16 protein-coding genes are annotated in these 17,205 nt (G+C 68.3%); 11 read left to right on the top strand and 5 right to left on the bottom strand.

The annotated features are described in order from the left end of the window. Nucleotides 1-37 precede the first annotated feature (37 nt). Nucleotides 38-664 (top strand): helix-turn-helix transcriptional regulator, encoded by a 627-nt coding sequence (locus ACWV14_RS07200; RefSeq protein ID WP_454907523.1) that lies wholly within the window; start codon nt 38-40, stop codon nt 662-664. Between the two features lie 89 nt (nt 665-753). Here the strand turns inward: ACWV14_RS07200 and ACWV14_RS07195 are convergent, their stop codons facing one another. After that, nucleotides 754-1,986 (bottom strand): pyridoxal-phosphate dependent enzyme, encoded by a 1,233-nt coding sequence (locus tag ACWV14_RS07195; protein WP_454907524.1) that lies wholly within the window; start codon nt 1,984-1,986, stop codon nt 754-756. A gap of 93 nt (nt 1,987-2,079) precedes the next feature. Here ACWV14_RS07195 and ACWV14_RS07190 point away from each other — a divergent pair, with 93 nt between their 5' ends. Beyond that, nucleotides 2,080-3,000 (top strand): LysR substrate-binding domain-containing protein, encoded by a 921-nt coding sequence (locus tag ACWV14_RS07190; protein ID WP_454907525.1) that lies wholly within the window; start codon nt 2,080-2,082, stop codon nt 2,998-3,000. A 7-nt stretch (nt 3,001-3,007) separates the two neighbouring features. On the opposite strand, the gene ACWV14_RS07185 is transcribed toward ACWV14_RS07190, so the two are convergent. The 3 genes from ACWV14_RS07185 to ACWV14_RS07175 form a co-directional block, all read right to left on the bottom strand. Beyond that, nucleotides 3,008-3,667 carry a hypothetical protein gene (locus tag ACWV14_RS07185; RefSeq protein WP_454907526.1) on the bottom strand — a complete coding sequence of 220 codons (660 nt, stop codon included), beginning with the start codon at nt 3,665-3,667 and terminating at the stop codon, nt 3,008-3,010. Nucleotides 3,668-3,806: 139 nt separating this feature from the next. Then, entirely contained in the window at nt 3,807-4,814 is a 1,008-nt protein-coding gene (locus tag ACWV14_RS07180; protein ID WP_422089135.1) for a response regulator transcription factor, read from the bottom strand. A gap of 26 nt (nt 4,815-4,840) precedes the next feature. After that, nucleotides 4,841-8,470 (bottom strand): hybrid sensor histidine kinase/response regulator, encoded by a 3,630-nt coding sequence (locus ACWV14_RS07175; protein WP_454907527.1) that lies wholly within the window; start codon nt 8,468-8,470, stop codon nt 4,841-4,843. Nucleotides 8,471-8,574: 104 nt separating this feature from the next. Between ACWV14_RS07175 and ACWV14_RS07170 the strand changes: the two genes are divergently transcribed. The 7 genes from ACWV14_RS07170 to ureG all read left to right on the top strand — a co-directional run bounded on the left by ACWV14_RS07170 (nt 8,575) and on the right by ureG (nt 13,707). Next, complete coding sequence (locus ACWV14_RS07170) at nt 8,575-8,877, top strand: urease subunit gamma (RefSeq protein ID WP_056512745.1); 303 nt, start codon at nt 8,575-8,577, stop codon at nt 8,875-8,877. Nucleotides 8,878-8,902: 25 nt separating this feature from the next. Continuing rightward, a complete protein-coding gene (locus tag ACWV14_RS07165) occupies nt 8,903-9,502 on the top strand; it encodes a HupE/UreJ family protein (RefSeq protein WP_454907528.1) in 600 nt (199 codons plus the stop codon). 13 nt (nt 9,503-9,515) lie between these two features. After that, nucleotides 9,516-9,821, top strand: a complete 306-nt coding sequence (locus tag ACWV14_RS07160; protein WP_454907529.1) for an urease subunit beta — start codon at nt 9,516-9,518, stop codon at nt 9,819-9,821. Continuing rightward, nucleotides 9,821-11,539 carry an urease subunit alpha gene (gene ureC, locus ACWV14_RS07155; protein ID WP_422085256.1) on the top strand — a complete coding sequence of 573 codons (1,719 nt, stop codon included), beginning with the start codon at nt 9,821-9,823 and terminating at the stop codon, nt 11,537-11,539. Before ACWV14_RS07160 ends, ureC begins: the two co-directional genes overlap by 1 nt. 90 nt (nt 11,540-11,629) lie before the next feature. Further along, nucleotides 11,630-12,241: an urease accessory protein UreE gene (ureE, locus tag ACWV14_RS07150; RefSeq protein WP_454907530.1), complete on the top strand. Its 612-nt coding sequence runs from the start codon at nt 11,630-11,632 to the stop codon at nt 12,239-12,241. A gap of 125 nt (nt 12,242-12,366) precedes the next feature. After that, complete coding sequence (locus ACWV14_RS07145; RefSeq protein ID WP_454907531.1) at nt 12,367-13,041, top strand: urease accessory protein UreF; 675 nt, start codon at nt 12,367-12,369, stop codon at nt 13,039-13,041. A gap of 15 nt (nt 13,042-13,056) precedes the next feature. Further along, nucleotides 13,057-13,707, top strand: coding sequence for an urease accessory protein UreG (gene ureG, locus ACWV14_RS07140; protein ID WP_106937010.1), 651 nt, complete (start codon nt 13,057-13,059; stop codon nt 13,705-13,707). A 15-nt stretch (nt 13,708-13,722) separates the two neighbouring features. Here ureG and ACWV14_RS07135 read toward each other — a convergent pair whose 3' ends face one another. Next, complete coding sequence (locus ACWV14_RS07135; RefSeq protein ID WP_422085251.1) at nt 13,723-13,902, bottom strand: DUF3606 domain-containing protein; 180 nt, start codon at nt 13,900-13,902, stop codon at nt 13,723-13,725. Nucleotides 13,903-14,131: 229 nt separating this feature from the next. On the opposite strand from ACWV14_RS07135, the gene ACWV14_RS07130 reads away from it, so the two are divergent. Both ACWV14_RS07130 and ACWV14_RS07125 read left to right on the top strand, forming a co-directional pair. After that, nucleotides 14,132-15,613, top strand: a complete 1,482-nt coding sequence (locus ACWV14_RS07130) for an ATPase domain-containing protein (RefSeq protein ID WP_454907532.1) — start codon at nt 14,132-14,134, stop codon at nt 15,611-15,613. Then, nucleotides 15,610-17,190 (top strand): hybrid sensor histidine kinase/response regulator, encoded by a 1,581-nt coding sequence (locus ACWV14_RS07125; protein ID WP_454907533.1) that lies wholly within the window; start codon nt 15,610-15,612, stop codon nt 17,188-17,190. Before ACWV14_RS07130 ends, ACWV14_RS07125 begins: the two co-directional genes overlap by 4 nt. Nucleotides 17,191-17,205 lie beyond the last annotated feature (15 nt).

The following is a 17,205-nucleotide window of genomic DNA, read 5'->3' as shown; positions in this document are numbered from 1 at the left end:
TTGAATCATTAGTCCAGCGCTGGATACATTCCATGCAATGAAAAAGAAGTCGAACAAGCAGGTGCTCGAGATGCTGCGCAACATGGCCGAAGGCCTGGGCGAAACCTTCGCGCCCTTCTGCGAAGTGGTGGTGCACGACCTGAGCAACCCGAAGAACGCGATCTACGCCATCGAGAACAGCCTGAGTGGCCGCGAGGTGGGCCAGTCGGTCACCGAACTGGGCCTGGCGCGGATCCGCGACCCGGAATTCCCGGCGGTGATCGCGAACTACGCCAATACCTTTCCCGATGGGCGCAAGGTCAAGAGCACGTCGATCGGCATCAAGGACGAGAGCGGCGAGTACGTGGCGGCGCTGTGCCTGAACGTCGACCTCACGCTGTTCCAGAGCTTCCAGGGCGCGATCTCGCAGTTCACCCGCATCGACGACAAGCAAGTGCACGAGCACATCGAGGCCGGCGGCAACCACACGGACCGCATCCACGCACGCATCGACGAATTCGCGGCCGCGCGCGCGACCACCTCGCGCTCGCTGAAGCCGGCGGACCGCAAGCAGCTGGTACAGGATCTGAAGAAGGCGGGCCTGCTGGAAGTCCGCCGCGGCGCAGAGATTGCCGCGGCGCACATGGGCGTGTCGCGCGCCACCGTCTACAGCGACGCCAGATAGCCGGACCGGCTATCGGAGCTGCAGTCCGCCCGGCAGCTCGCCGTTGGAACGGATGGCTTGAAATCAGGCCGCGGGATCAGGCCGCGAGATCAGGCCGCGGAATCAGGCCAGCTCGGGTCGCTCGACGCGCTGGCGGTCAGCATCAGCACCACGCGTGCATCGGCCGCGATGGCATTGCTCTCGCGCAGCTGCTTCAGCGCGGCAAGGCTCCCTGCGGAACAAAGCTCGGCGCTCACGCCAGCCGCGGTTAGCAGCCGACGCGCTGCACGGGCTTCTTCGTCGGCCACCACCACGGCACCGCCACCGGTGGCGGTCGCGGCCTGCCATTGCAGGTAGGTCACGGTGGCGCCGGCGGTCGAGAACTGCGCGGTGTGGCCGGGGTAGCTGCCGTTGATCGCACAGCCCGCCAGCACACGCGAAAGCCGCGCGAAGGGCTCCACGAGCCACAACTTAGGCAGGCGTGCAATGCGCCCCGCCGCCAGCAGGTCGCGAAAGCCCGCGTAGATGCCCCACGCCAGGTCGCCCCGGGCGGTCGGAATCACGATGTGATCGGGCAGGCCGCCTTCGCTCACGCATTCGAGGGCGATGGGCTTGTAGCCCTCGATCGCCAGCGGTGCGCTGCCCAGCGCGGGCAACCGGTAGTTGGTCAGCGCGAAGTAGCCGGAGTGCTGCGAACGCTCGCGCACGAAGGCCCAGCGGCCCGCGTTGTCGGCGAACACATAGCGCCGCGCGCCCAGCGCATCGAGTTGCCGCGAGTAGGTCGCGGGCATGCCCTCGTAGGTTGCCACCTCGCAGCCCAGGCCCGCGGCCCAGGCATAGTGCGCCGCCGACACGGCCGCGTTGCCCGACGAGGCCAGCACCAGCGTGTGGGCCTCGAAATCGAACGCCTGCGTCACGCCCACAGCGGTCATGCGGTCCTTGTGCGAGCCGGTCGGATTGCACGACTCGTCCTTGAAGGCCAGGCCGGCGACGCCGAACTGCTTTGCCAGTTCAGGCATCTGCTGCAGCGGCGTGTTGCCCTCGCCCAGCGTGAAGCCCTGCCCATAGGGCATGGGCATGGCATCGGCCGGGCCGTCGGGCAGGTAGCTGGCGCGCAGCGCGACGTGAACGCCCTCGCGCTTGCAGGCCGGGCAGCCGTCATGCGTGAGCGTGATCGGGTAGAGCGCGTCGCATCGCAGGCACTGCAGGCCACGCAGGCGTGGGTTGCGCAGGGGCTTGGGCGTTCGGTCCCGGACCATGCCCGGCGAAGCGCCAGAAAGAGGGGCCGAAGGATCCGCTGGCGGTGCCGCGAACTTGAAGTCCAGAACTGGCGATGTCGTCACGAGCGTCTTGTGTTGTAGGTTGTGCCCAAATCTTATGCAATCAGAAATAAAATTACGCAGCCTCAGATACTCAACCGATAACAAAACTTATCGATGCGCTTTGCTGAAATCGAGACATTCCGTGCCCTGATGCGCGGCGGTTCCACGCGCAAGGCGGCCGCCTTGCTGCATCTGACGCAGCCTGCCATCAGCCAGTCCCTCAAGCGTCTCGAAGCACAGGCGGGCATGCTGCTTTTCGAGCGAACAGGCGGCCGGCTGGTGCCCACCCCCGAGGCGCGCGCCCTGTGGATCGAAGTCGAACGGGTGTTCATCGGCATGGACGCCATCGAGCACCGGGTGCGCAGCCTGCGCGACTTTGGTGTGAGCCAGCTGGAGCTGAGCTGCTTCCCGGCCTATGGCCTGGGCTTCATGCCGCGCGCGCTGGCACGGCTGAAGGCGCACCGCGGCGCGAGCCCCTGGCCGCAGGTGTCGCTGCAGGTGTTGAGTTCCAAGGACGTGCGCGACCGCGTGGCCATGGGCATCTCCGACTTCGGGCTGATGGCCGACGAGCTTTCTCTCGAGGGCACCGACCATTCGACCTTCGCGCGCTTTCCAGGCGTGGTGGTGATGCCGCCGGACCATGCGCTCGCTCGCTTCAAGACCATCAAGCCGGAACAGCTGGCCGAAGCGCCCTTCATCGCGCTGAACCCGGAAGACCCTTCGCACCAGCGGCTCGAAGCCGCATTGGCGCCGCACGGCGTGGCGCTGCGCGTGCTGGTGCAGACGCCCTACGCGGCAAGCGTGTGCGAGATGGCGCTGCGCGGCCTGGGGGTGGGCCTGGTCAACCCGATCACCGCGCTCGACTATGCGGAGCGCGGCCTGGTGGTGCGCAAGTTCTCTGTCGACGTGTACTTCACCTGCCTGCTGGCCATGCCCGCGGGCAAGGTGCTGTCGGCCACCGCGCGCGACTTCATCTCGCTGATGCGCCAGCAACTGGCCGAAGACGAAAAGCGGATCCTGCGCTACCTGCGCTGAGGGCGCTTCACTTCCAGGTGAACTCGTGGTTGAGCCCGATCACGAAGCCGCGCACGCCCTGCGAGCCGGTGCGCGAGGTGCTCACATCCACGCTGATGAGCGGCGTGAGGCTGAAGCGCCCGCCGATGCGCGAGGTCCATTCGCCCGCCGCGCGGTTGCGCTCCGCGATGAGAGACACGGTGTCGTTCAGGGCCCATTCGACGGCGGCACCGCCGCGCGGCGTGCGAACGCCGGTGCCCGGCGCCCAGTCGGCACCCAGGTTCACATGCACCTGCAGGCTGCTGGCGGGCCGCCAGGTCATCGGCACGATGAACTGCCCGCCCGTGCGGCCGCCGCGCTTGAGGTCTGAAACAGTGCTCGCCGACAAGGCTGCGCTGAACGGCGCATCGGGAGCCTCCCCGAGGAAGTTCCATTTGACCTGCGGGCCTCCGGTGAGCGAATGAACGCCCGCCACCGAACTGCGGTCGAAGTTCAGGCCCAGCTCTACGGGCCCGACCCGGCAGGCAGGCCCGAAGTGAAAGCCCGTGACCGGCTCCGCGCCCGCGCGGCCCCACCAGGTTTCGTATTGGCATTGGCCCGGGTCGAGCGTGCCTGCGTCGTCGACATCGAAATGCCCGGACGCTTGCGCGCCCAGGCTCGCGAATGCAAAGCAGGAAGCGGCAAGCATCCGGCCACGGGGCAGCGGTGGGGAGGTTGTGGTTCTTTGCCTGTTGTTCTTCATGGAGAGCATGCGTGGGGCTCTCGGACCATTCTAGGGATGCCGAAAGTCGACGCCATGACGTGGCGCCGCGGCACCCCCGGAGCGCTCAGATCTCGAACTGCGGCTGCAGCTCCCGGATGCGCTTGATGGCCACGCCGGCGGCGGCCGTGCGCGTCTCGACGCCGAGCTTCACGTACACCCGCTCCAGGTGCTTCTTGGCCGTGGCCGGGCTGCTGCCAAGAATTTCGCCGATGTCCTTGTTGGTCTTGCCCTTGACCACCCAGTAGAGCACCTCGGCCTCGCGCGCGGTGAGCTTCAGGCTCAGGCTCATGGCCTCGATCACGCCGGTGCCGGACACCTCCCGCATGATGATCATCCACTCGTCGCCGTCGTCGTCGCTGCCGGTCTGCTGGTGCAGCCGCAGCGTAAGGCTGCCGGCGCCCTGCGCGATCGACAGGGGCGGCGGCTCGATGCCGCGCTGCCGCGCATCGGGCGCATGCTTGCTCAGCCACTCGAGCACGGCGGGCGGCGTTTCGGGCGCGCGGGTCTCGCAGTAGCGTTGCAGCAGGTCGCGCGCCAGCGCGGTCTGCCAGATCAGCCGCCCCTCGGGCAGGCGCACGGTGATGCTCGCGTACCCGAAGGCGTCGAGCGCATTGCGCGCCTGGCCGGCCTGCTGCGCGTCCTGCCGGGCGCGGCGCGCACCCTGCAGATGCACGTTCATGCGCGCCAGCACTTCCTTCGGCTTGATGGGCTTGGTGACGTAGTCGACACCGCCCGCCTCCAGCGCGGCCACCAGGTGCTCGGTCTCGGTCAGGCCGGTCATGAACACGATGGGAATGTGCGCCGTGGCGGCATCGGCCTTGAGCCGGCGCGCCACCTCGAAGCCGTCGATGCCCGGCATCATCGCGTCGAGCAGCACGATGTCGGGCCGGGCCTGCGCGGCGCGCTGCAGGGCCTGCTCGCCGTTGGTGGCGATCAGCACCGTGTAGCCCGATTCGTCGAGCGCGTCGTGCAGCACCGCGAGGTTGTCTGGCACGTCGTCCACGATCAGCACGAGGTCGCTGTTGGCGCCCTGCTGCTCGCGCAGCGTCCGGGCAAGCGGCGATGTTTCCATGGTCGGGCTCGAAGGGTTGGTCAGGGTCATGGCGCGCTCACCGCCGCCTCGGCCAGCGCGCGGCTCATGGCCTCGAACTGGAATTGCCGCGCGAGCACGCGCTGGGCTTCGGTCCACGCCACGCATTCGGGCTGCGCGGCGTCGATGTCGTCGAGCTGGTTCATGATGCCGCGGAAGTAGCCGAGGCTCACCGCCTCCTCCAGCGCCCGAAGGCGGGCCAGCGACGGCGCCTGCAGCGCGCGCGGCGGCACCGCGGCAGCCGGCTTGGCGGCGGCGGTGTCGGTCCATTGCAGCCCCAGCCTGCGCTCCAGCCAGTCGAGCAGTTCGGTATGCCGCACCGGCTTGACGAAGAAATCCTCGGGCGCGATGCCCACGTCGTTGTCGAGCCCCTTGTCGAAAGCGTTGGCGGAGACGATGGCCACCGAAGCCTCGGTCAGCCCCAGCTTGCGCGCGCGGCGGATGGTTTCCCAGCCGTCGATGCCGGGCATCGCGAGGTCGACGAACATCGCGTCGGGCCTGTAGCCGGCGGCGATCAGGTCCAGCGCATCGTGCCCGCTGGCCGCGCTGCGCAGCTCGAAGCCCAGCGGCGCGAGCACATGGCCCAGCAGGTCGCGGTCGGCCTCCTCGTTGTCGACCACCAGCAGACGGCGGCGCGGGCCTTCGTAGCCGCGCCGCGCGCGCTGCACCGGCACCGGCCGCCCGGTTACGGCCGCCGTGTCGTGCACGCGCGGCAGGAACAGGCGCACGCAGAACAGCGAGCCCTCGCCCGGCGTGCTCTGCACCTTCATCTCGCCGCCCATCAGGTCGGTCAGCATCTTCGCGATGGTGAGCCCCAGCCCGGCGCCAGGTGCGGCCGACATGCCCGCGGCATTGCCGCGCGCGAAGGGCTCGAAGATGCGCTCGATGTCTTCGGGCGGCATGCCGGGGCCGGTGTCCTCGATCTCGACCGAGGCAAATTCGCGCGCATAGGCCAGCCGCAGCGTGACCTGCCCCGCCGCCGTGAACTTGATCGCGTTGCCCAGCAGGTTGATGAGGATCTGCAGCACGCGTTTTTCGTCGGCGCGCACCACCTCCGGCAAGGGGCCCGCCGCCTCGAAGCGGAACTGCAGTCCCTTCTCCGCCGCCTGCAGCTCGAACATGTCGGCCAGCTCGCGCAGCGTGTCGGCAAAGCGCATCGGCCGCGCATGCAGGGTGAGCTTGCCGGCCTCGATGTGCGCGATGGCCAGGGTGCCTTCGATCAGCGACAGCAGATGCTCGCCGCCGCGCTTGATGACCGCCACCGCCTGCTGCCGGTGCGGCGGCACCGACTGGTCTTCGCCCATCAGCTGCGCATAGCCCAGGATGCTGTTGAGCGGCGTGCGCAGCTCGTGGCTGATGGCGCTGATGTAGCGGCTCTTGGCATGGTTGGCCTGGTCGGCGGCCTGCTTGGCGAGTTCGGCCGCGAGCTTGGCGTGCTCGGCCACTTCGCGCGCCTCGTCGGCCGCCTGCTTGGCCGCCTGCAGCGCGCGGTCGGTTTCGCGGTGCAGCTCGATCTCGCGCACCAGCAGGTGCGTCTGGCGGTTCGACTCTTCCTGCGCGACCTTGCGGCTCTGGTGCGCGAGCACCAGCCACCACGCAACGATGCCCGCGATGACCAGCAGCGCCATGTAGGCCTTCAGGAAGCCCGAGCGCAGCGACAGCTTCTGCACGCCCGCCAGCGCCGCGGCCACGTCGGCCTGCGAGGCCAGCTCCAGCGCGCCTTCGCCGAAAGCACGCAGCTCCTGCTGGTAGAGCACGCCGAACACCACCGCCAGCAGCGGCACGATGATGAGCATCAGCAGCAGGAAGTGGCCGAGCCCCGTGTCCAGGTAGCGCCAGCTGCGCCGCGGCAGCAGCCAGCGCAGCACCGCCGACCACTGCGCCGACAGGCTCGCATGCGGCTTGCACAGGTCGCCGCAGCGGGCGTCGAGCGTGCAGCACAGCGAGCAGATCGCGCCCTGGTAGGCCGGGCAGTGCGCCATGTCGGGCCCTTCGTACTCGCGCTCGCAGATCACGCAGTGCTGCACCGTCAGGCGACGGTAGCTGCCGTCGCCGCTGTCGTCGTGCTCCACCTTCGCCCAGCGCACCGCGCGCGAGCCCGGCGCGGGCGCGAAGGCCACGGCGCCGTTCGCCCATGAGCCGCGCGCCAGGTAGTACTTGCCGCCCGTCGCCCACGCCAGCAGCGGCGAGGCCACCAGCGCCGTGCCGAGCGCGATCAGCGCAGAGAAAGCCTGCGCCAGCGGCCCGAACACGCCCAGGTGCGCGGTGATCGACAGCACCGAAGCCAGCGCCATCGCGCCCACGCCCACCGGGTTGATGTCCCACAGGTGCGCCCGCTTGAACTCGATGCCGGGCGGCGACAGCCCCAGCGGCTTGTTGATGACGAGGTCGGCCACCACCGCCATCATCCAGGCGATGGCGATGTTGGCGAACAGGCCGAGCACGTCGCCCAGCGCCTCGAACACGTTCATCTCCATCAGCATGAAAGCGATCAGCGCGTTGAACACCACCCACACCACGCGCCCCGGGTGGCTGTGCGCCACGCGCGAGAAGAAGTTGCTCCAGGCCAGCGAGCCCGCGTAGGCGTTGGTCACGTTGATCTTGAGCTGCGAGATCACCACGAACAGCGCCGTGGCCGCCACCGCCCAGCCGTAGTTCGGAAACACGTACTCGTAGGCCGCGAGGTACATCTGGTTCGGGTCGACCGCGCGCTCGGGCGGCACCATGTGCGTGAGCGCCAGGTAGGCCAGCAGCGCCCCGCCCAGCATCTTGAGCACGCCCAGCACCACCCAGCCCGGGCCGCCGGCCAGCACCCCGGCCCACCAGCGGCGCGCCGTGGCCGCGGTGCGCGCGGGCATGAAGCGCAGGTAGTCGGCCTGCTCGCCCATCTGCGTGATCAGCGCGATGCCGACCGTTAGTGCGGCGCCAAAAAGGTGCAGATTGAAGCCCTGCGTGCCGGACCTGACCCCGTTGTAGTGCGCGATGCCCGCAAAAGCACCAGGATCGCGCATCAGCACGTAGCCGAAAGGCACGACCAGCATCAGCAGCCACAGCGGTTGCGTCCACAGCTGCAGCCGGCTGATGGCAGACACCCCGTGCGTGACCAGCGGAATCACCACCAGCGCACACACCAGGTAGCCCCAGACCGGCGGGATGCCCAGTGCCAGCTCCAGCGCATAGGCCATCACCGCCGCCTCGAGCGCGAAGAAGATGAAGGTGAAGCTCGCGTAGATCAGCGAAGTGAGCGTGGAGCCGATGTAGCCGAAGCCGGCGCCGCGCGTGAGCAGGTCCATGTCGACGCCGTAGCGCGCCGCGTACACGCTGATCGGCAGGCCGGCCAGGAAGATGATGAGCCCCGTCGCCAGGATCGCCCAGAAGGCGTTGGCAAAGCCGTACTGCACCAGCAGCGTGGCGCCCACCGCCTCCAGGATCAGGAACGACGCCGCCCCGAAGGCCGTGTTGGCCACCCGCCATTCGGACCACTTGCGAAAGCGCTGCGGGGTGTAGCGCAGGGCGTAGTCTTCCAGCGTTTCGCTGGCGACCCAGCTGTTGTAGTCGCGCCGCACCTTGACGATGCGCTGGGGGGCGTCGTCCGGGGTGGCAGGAGCGGCTTCGGTGTTCACACCGTTTCGGTGCATCTTCCGTGCCATCCGTACGGCTTTTGGCGAACAGGGCACGACTGTTGCAAAGAAGCCAGCTTGCCCATAATGGCCGCCTCTCCCCGCCACCCGATGCCAATCCCATGGAACTGACTCCGCGCGAAAAAGACAAGCTGCTGATCTTCACCGCGGCGCTGCTCGCCGAACGCCGCAAGGCGCGCGGCCTGAAGCTGAACTACCCCGAAGCCATCGCCCTGATCTCCGCCGCCGTGATGGAAGGCGCGCGCGACGGCAAGAGCGTCGCCGAACTCATGAGCGACGGGCGCAGCGTGCTCACCCGTGCCGACGTGATGGACGGCATCGCCGAGATGATCCCGGACATCCAGATCGAAGCCACCTTCCCGGACGGCACCAAGCTGGTCACCGTGCACCAGCCCATCGTCTGAAATTCAAAGAACAAAAGGACTCTCCATGCGCCACAACGCCTCCAGAACCCTCGCCCTGCTCGCCCTCCTGCTGCCGCTTGCAGCCAGCGCCCACACGGGCGGCGACGGCGGCATGCACCACGGCTTCACCACCGGCTTTCTTCACCCGCTGACCGGCGCCGACCACCTGGCGGCGATGGTCGCGGTCGGCTTCTGGAGCGCCCTGGCCGCGCGCCGCGCCTGGCCCGACCTGCTGTGGGCGCCGCTGGCCTTCGCCGGCATGCTGCTGGTGGGCGCGCTGATGGGCCTGGCCGGCGTGCAGCTGCCGGCGGTCGAACCGATGATCGCCGCGTCGCTGCTGGTGCTGGGCCTGCTGGTGGCCACGCGCGTGCGCCTGCCGGCAGTGGTGGCCATGGGCGTGGTCGGCGTGTTTGCCGTATTCCACGGCGTGGCCCACGGCTACGAACTGGCGAGCGAAGAAGGCGCGGCCCTCACGCTGGCCGGCATGGTCAGCGCGACTGTGCTGCTGCACGTGGCGGGCATCGCGGCGGGCTGGGCGCTGCGCCATGCCAACGCATGGCTGCCGCGCGTGGCCGGCGCCGCGGTGCTCGGCCTGGGCGCCACGCTGCTGGCGCAAGCCATCTGAGGCAAGGCTGGCCATGATTCCCGGCGAACTCCTCACCGACGACGGCGAGCACACGCTCAACCCCGGCCGATGCACCCTCACGCTGGTGGTGCAGAACACCGCGGACCGGCCGATCCAGGTCGGCTCGCACTACCACTTCGCCGAGACCAACGGCGCGCTCGGCTTCGACCGCGAGGCCGCGCGCGGCATGCGGCTGAACATTGCCTCGGGCGCCGCGGTGCGCTTCGAGCCAGGCCAGCAGCGCACGGTCGAACTGGTCGATTTTTCGGGCGATCGCATCGTCTACGGCTTTCGCGGCCTGGTTCAAGGGAAACTCTGATGGCGACCATTGGAAGGCGTGCCTACGCCGAAATCTTCGGCCCCACCGTGGGCGACCGCGTTCGTCTTGCAGACACCGACCTGCTGATCGAGGTCGAGGCCGACTACACCCTGCGCGCGGGCGGCTACGGCGAAGAGGTGAAGTTCGGCGGCGGCAAGACGATCCGCGACGGCATGGCGCAATCGCAGCGAACCCGCGCGCAGGGCGCCGTCGACACGGTGCTGACCAACGCGCTCATCCTCGACCACTGGGGCATCGTCAAGGCCGACATCGGCCTGAAGGACGGCCGCATCGCCGCCATCGGCAAGGCCGGCAACCCCGACGTGCAGCCGGGCGTGGACATCGTCATCGGCCCGGGCACAGAGATCATCAGCTGCGAAGGCAACATCGTCACCGCAGGCGGCATCGACAGCCACATCCACTTCATCTGCCCGCAGCAGATCGAGGAGGCGCTGTCTTCCGGCGTGACCACCATGCTCGGCGGCGGCACCGGCCCCGCCACCGGCACCTTCGCCACCACCTCCACGCCCGGCCCCTGGCACATCGAGCGCATGCTGCAGGCAGCCGACGCCTTCCCGATGAACCTGGGCTTCCTGGGCAAGGGCAACGCCAGCCTGCCGGGCGCGCTGCACGAGCAGATCGAGGCCGGCGTCATCGGCCTGAAGCTCCATGAAGACTGGGGCACCACGCCCGCGGCCATCAGCAACTGCCTGGACGTGGCCGACGCCACCGACACGCAGGTGGCCATTCACAGCGACACGCTCAATGAATCGGGCTTCGTCGAAAACACCATCGCCGCCGTGGGCGGCCGCGCCATCTGCGCCTTCCACACCGAAGGCGCGGGCGGCGGCCATGCGCCCGACATCCTGCGCGTGGTGGGCGAAGCCAACTTCCTGCCCTCTTCCACCAACCCCACGATGCCCTACACCGTGAACACGCTCGACGAACACGTCGACATGCTCATGGTGTGCCACCACCTCGACGCCGGCATCGCCGAGGACCTGGCCTTTGCCGAGTCGCGCATCCGCAAGGAGACCATCGCCGCCGAAGACGTGCTGCACGACCTGGGCGCGATCAGCATGTTCAGCTCCGACAGCCAGGCCATGGGCCGCGTCGGCGAAGTCATCATCCGCACCTGGCAGACCGCGCACAAGATGAAGCTGCAGCGCGGCACCCTGCCGGAAGACAGCGAGCGCAACGACAACTTCCGCGCGAAGCGCTACGTCGCCAAGTACACGATCAACCCCGCCATCGCGCACGGCATCGCGCACGAGGTGGGTTCGCTCGAAGTCGGCAAGTGGGCCGACATCGTGATCTGGAAGCCTGCCTTCTTCGGCGTGAAGCCCTTCACCATCCTGAAGGGCGGCACCATAGCGATGGCGGCCATGGGCGACCCGAATGCGTCAATCCCAACGCCGCAGCCGGTGCACTTCCGACCGATGTTCGGCGCCTACGGCGGCTCGCTCGCCAGGAGCTCGCTCACTTTCGTCTCGCAGGCCGGGCTCGCATCGGGCATCAAGGAGCGCTACGGCCTGGCCAAGCACCTGAGCGCGGTCAAGAACATCCGCAACGTGCGCAAGAAGGACCTGATCCACAACGGCTACACGCCGAAGATGGAGATCGACGCGCAGACCTACGCGGTGCGGGCCGACGGGCACCTGCTGACCTGCGAGCCGGCGAAGCTGCTGCCTATGGCGCAGCGGTATTTCCTGTTTTGAAGCCGGGGGATGCGCCTGCTTGACAGGCTGCGTATCCTCGAAGGTACTCATCCAGCCAGCGGGCGCCCTCCGGGGCGCTCCATTTGCACCATGCTCACCGCCAACAAACTCATGCCCCAGGGCCGCGGCCTCGCGCCCGTGTTGCTCAAACGCGCCGCCACCATCGAGCTCGACTGGGACATCCGCCAGAAGAGCCGCTTCGACGCCACCGATTCGCAGGGCCGCCAGATCGGCGTGTTCCTGCCGCGCGGCACGGCGGTGCGGGGTGGCGATGTGCTGGTGGCCGAAGACGGCTCCCTGGTTCGCGTGATCGCGGCGCCGCAGCCGGTGCTGCGCATCACGCATTGCACCGCCCACGGCACGCCCTTCGACCTGACGCGCGCGGCCTATCACCTGGGCAACCGGCATGTGCCGATCGAACTCAAGCCCGACCACCTGAAGATCGAGCCCGACCATGTGCTGGCCGACATGCTGCGGTCGATGCACCTGATCGTCGTTGCGGTCGAGGAAGCGTTCGAGCCCGAGGGCGGTGCCTATGGGTCGCACGAGCATTCGCACGGCGGCAGCCATAGCCATGACCACCATGGGCATTCCCATGGCGACAGCAGCAGCAAAGGCCCGAAGCCGCTGGTGCTCGCGCCCGAACTGCTCGACGACCACCCGCACGATCATGACCATGGCCATCACGGCCACTCGCACTGACATGCGGCCTTGCTTTTCGATTCGTCGCGCTGGATGTTCAGGGCGCGCTCCCGCGGAGGGGAGTACCCGGCGGCCTGTGCACGCGCCCCGAACAGCAGCGCCCCGGACACGCGCGAGCCACTGACATGACCGCCGGCCCCAACAGCCTTCTGCAGCTCATCTGGCTCGCCTCCCCCGCCCTTCCCGTGGGCGGCTTCTCCTACTCCGAAGGCGTGGAAGCGGCCGTCGAATGGGCCGGCATCGACTCCGAGCCGCGCGCCGCCGAATGGCTCGCCGACCAGTTGCACCTGAGCTTCGCGCGCGGCGACCTCGCCGTCTTCGCACAGGCTGTGGAAGCCTGGCGGGCCAATGACACACAACGCGTGCGCCAGCTCAACCAATGGGTGCTGGCCACCCGAGAATCCGCCGAATTCTTCCTGCAGACCGAGCAGATGGGCCGCTCCTTCGTCGAATGGCTCAAGCTGCACCACACCGACACGGCGGAAGTCTTTGCCGACCTGCCCGCCAGCTACCCCATCGCCTTCGCCTTCGCGGCCAGCCGCACCGACGCCGCGGTGCACGACTGCTGCCTGGCCTTCGCCTTCGGCTGGGCCGAGAACATGGTCGCCGCCGCCGTCAAGGCCGTGCCGCTGGGCCAGAGCGCGGGCCAGCGCATCCTCGGACGGCTGGCAAACGAAATCCCCGATGCAGTGACCCGCGCCATGGCCCTCGGCGACGACGAACGCCAGGCCTTCGCGCCCCTGCTGGCGGTGTTGTCGGCCCGCCATGAAACACAATATTCCCGCCTCTTCCGAAGCTGAACCGGACACCTCCCCATGACCTCCGCCCTGCACCACATTCCCCACCGCACCAAGAAACTGCCGCCGCTGCGCGTGGGCATCGGCGGCCCGGTCGGCTCCGGCAAGACCACGCTGCTCGAAATGCTCTGCAAGGCGATGCGCGACAAGTACGACCTCGTCGCCATCACCAACGACATCTACACCAAGGAAGACCAGCGCCTGCTCACCGTGGCCGGCGCGCTGCCGGCCGAGCGCATCATGGGCGTGGAAACAGGCGGCTGCCCGCATACCGCCATCCGCGAAGACGCCTCGATCAACCTCGAGGCCATCGACCGCATGCTCGAAGATTTCCCGAATGCCGACGTGGTGTTCGTCGAATCCGGCGGCGACAACCTCGCGGCCACCTTCAGCCCCGAACTGTCGGACCTCACGATCTACGTGATCGACGTGGCCGCCGGCGAGAAGATCCCGCGCAAGGGCGGCCCCGGCATCACCAAGAGCGACCTGTTCGTCATCAACAAGACCGACCTCGCACCCTACGTGGGGGCCAACCTCGACGTGATGGAACAGGACACGCAGCGCATGCGCCGCCAGCGCCCTTATGTGATGACCAACCTCAAGACGCTCACTGGCGTGGCCGAGGTGGTGGCGTTCATCGAAGAGCGCGGCATGCTCGCCGCTGGCTGATAGAGCCCGGAAGGATCAGGGCAGGCCGAGGTAGACCCGCAGGTCGTCCTTGACGGTGCCCGCCGAAGCCACGGCGGTGCGCAGGCGCTCCTCGCTCACGCCGAACCACTGGGTCCAGTAGTCGACCTCCTTGAGGTCCGTGACGTCGATCCGTTCATCGTCCTGGGGAATGCGGATCTCTGTGTCTTCGAGCATCGTCTTCTCCTGAAGAGCCAAATTGAGAATGATGGGCGGCGGGGGCCGGAAAGGCAGTTTCTCCATCCGCCCCACCCGGCCAGCCGGACGATTCCGCTGCCCCGTGCAGGACATTTCCCATAGTCGCTCCGCGTGGCGCGCCATGCGGCGCCGTCCTGCACGCGACCCCACGGCTTCGATGTTTGAATTTGGCATTGACCTCATTCACTCATGGAATGGAGAAGCCACCATGGAGCCTGACCATCAGCGACTGCTGAGCCTGGGCGTACCGGGACTTAACGACGTGCTCGGCGGCGGCCTCGAGCCCAACCGGCTCTACCTGCTCGAAGGCACGCCGGGCGCCGGCAAGACGACCATCGCGATGCAGTTCCTGCTCGAAGGCGCGGCGCGCGGCGAGTCGGTGCTGTACGTGACGCTGTCCGAGACGGAACACGAACTGCGCGGCGTGGCCGCCTCCCACGGCTGGGACATATCGAACGTCCACGTGCGCGAGATGCTGCCCACGCAGGACAGCCTGCAGCCCGAAGAGCAATACACCATGTTCCACCCCTCGGAGGTGGAGCTGAGCGAAACCACGCTGCGCATCCTGAGCGACGTGGAGGCCATCAAGCCTTCGCGCATCGTTTTCGATTCGCTCTCCGAGTTGCGGCTGCTATCGGGCACATCGCTGCGCTACCGCCGGCAGATCCTGGCGCTCAAGCAGTTTTTCGCGGGGCGCCAGTGCACGGTGCTGCTGCTGGACGACATGACCGCCACCGAGCACGACCTGCAGGTGCAGAGCATTGCGCACGCAGTGGTGCGGCTGGAGCAGTCGAACTCCGACTACGGCTCCGCGCGCCGCCGCCTGCTGGTCGTGAAATACCGGGGCCAGTCGTTTCGCGGCGGCTACCACGACTACAAGATCCACCGCGGCGGCCTGCAGGTGTTTCCGCGCCTGGTGGCGGCCGAGCACGTCAACGACACCACGCTGACCAAGCTGCCCAGCGGCATCGAGGCGCTCGACGCGCTGCTGGGCGGCGGGCTCGAGCAGGGCACCAGCACCCTGTTCGTCGGCGCGCCGGGCACGGGCAAGTCTTCGGTGGCGGTGCAATTCGCCATTGCGGCGGCCGAGCGCGGCGAGGCTGCCGCACTTTTCGTATTCGACGAGAGCGTCAAGACCCTGCGCACGCGCAGCGCCGGCCTGGGCATGAAGCTGGAGCCCCATCTTCAATCGGGCCGCATCCGCATCAAGCAGGTCGACCCGGCCGAACTCTCCCCCGGCGAGCTGGTGCACGAGATCCGCCAGGCCGTGACCCGGCACGGCGCGAAGGTGGTCGTCATCGACAGCCTGAACGGCTACCTCAACGCGATGCCCGACGAGCGCTTTCTCATCGTGCAGCTGCACGAGTTGCTCACCTACCTCGGGCAGTCCGGCGTGGCCACGCTGCTGGTCGGCGCGCAGCACGGGCTCATCGGCATGCAGATGCAGACACCCGTGGACGCCAGCTACCTTGCCGACGCCGTGGTGCTGCTGCGCTACTACGAGGCCGAAGGCGAAGTGCGCCAGGCCATCTCGGTGCTCAAGAAGCGCGGCGGCGCGCACGAGCGCTCCATCCGTGCGTTCTCGATGGACCGGCGAGGCCTGAACGTGGGAGAGCCGCTGCGCCATTTCCGAGGCATCCTGACCGGCGTGCCCGTGCCGATCGACGGCATTGCCACGCCCCCGCAGTGACGGACGGCCCCACGATCCAGCTGCCGCAGCTGCGAGATCCGCAGCTGCGCGTGCTGATGAGAACCGCCACCGCCAAGGACGCCGTGATGGCCGCCGCCGTGCTCCTGCAGGCGGGCATCGAGACACAGGTGTGCGCCGACCTCCCCGAACTTCTGCGCGAGATGGAGCGCGGCGCCGGCGCGCTGCTGATATCCGAGGAAATGCTCGCGGGCAGCGGCGCCACCGAACTCGCCGCGGCCGTGGCGGTGCAGCCACCGTGGTCCGACCTGCCGGTGCTGATACTCGCGCGGCAAGGCGCCGACTCGCGCGCCATCACCACCGCCATGGAAGGCATGGCCAACGTCACCGTGCTGGAGCGCCCGATCCGCGTGGCCTCGCTGGTGAGCACATTGCGCAGCGCGCTGCGCGCACGGCGCCGGCAGTACGAGCTGCGACGCATCCTGGAAGACCTCAACGAGGCCGACCGGCGCAAGACCGAATTCCTGGCCACCCTGGCGCACGAGCTGCGCAACCCGATGGCACCGCTGAGCACCGCGCTGGCCATCCTCAAGCGCAAGCCGCTCACGTCGGAAGCCGCCCGGCCCTATTACGACCTCATGGGGCGGCAGCTCGACCACATGGTGCGGCTGGTGAGCGACCTGATGGAAGTCTCGCGCATCACGCGCGGCAAGATCGAGCTGCAGCTGGACGAGCTCGTGCTCGAACAGGTGATACGCGGCGCGGTGGAACTCAGCCGCCCGCTGATGGACGCCGGCCGCCATACGCTCGAATTGCACATCGCCGATGCCTCGCTGGCCGTGAAGGGCGACAGCGTGCGCCTCACGCAAGTGTTCGCGAACCTGCTGAACAACGCCGCCAAGTACACGCCCGCGGGTGGGCGCATCGATGTGTTCGTCGAGCACGACGGCAATGGCCATGCGGTGGTGCGCGTGAAGGACACCGGTGCGGGCATTCCGGCCAGCATGCTGGGCGCGATCTTCGACATGTTCGTGCAAGTGAGCGGCACCGCGCGCGCCGCGCAGGGCGGGCTGGGCATCGGCCTCACGCTGGTGAAGAGCATGGTGGAACTGCACGGCGGCACGGTCACCGCGAGCAGCGAAGGCGCGAACCAGGGCAGCGAGTTCACGGTGTCGCTGCCGCTGCTGGACCACGAAGTGCGGGCCGGCGCGAAGGCCGGAGCCTCGGAAGCCACGATGGCGGTGCAGCACCGCATCCTGGTGGTGGACGACAACCGCGACGCGGCCGAGTCGCTCGCTGCGCTGCTGGGCCTGCTCGGTGCGCAAGCCACCGTCGCGTTCAACGGCCTGGATGCGCTGGCGAAGGCCGAGCACTTCCATCCGTCGGTCGGCATCCTCGACATCGGCATGCCCGGCATGGACGGCTGCGAGCTGGCGCGCCGCCTGCGGGCGCATCCGCGGCTGCATGGCATCGGGCTGATCGCGCTCACGGGCTGGGGCCAGCCCGACGACCGGCTGCGCATTGCGCAGGCCGGCTTCGACCATCACCTGCTGAAGCCGGTCGATGTGGAAGAACTGGCGGTGGCGCTGCAAAAGCTCGACCAGCGCGGCGCGGCCTGACGCGGGCTGGGGCGG

The sequence above is a fragment of the Variovorax durovernensis genome, from assembly GCF_977011995.1.
Note: the sequence above shows the minus strand (reverse complement) of the source record. Positions and strands in the feature narration are given on the sequence as shown.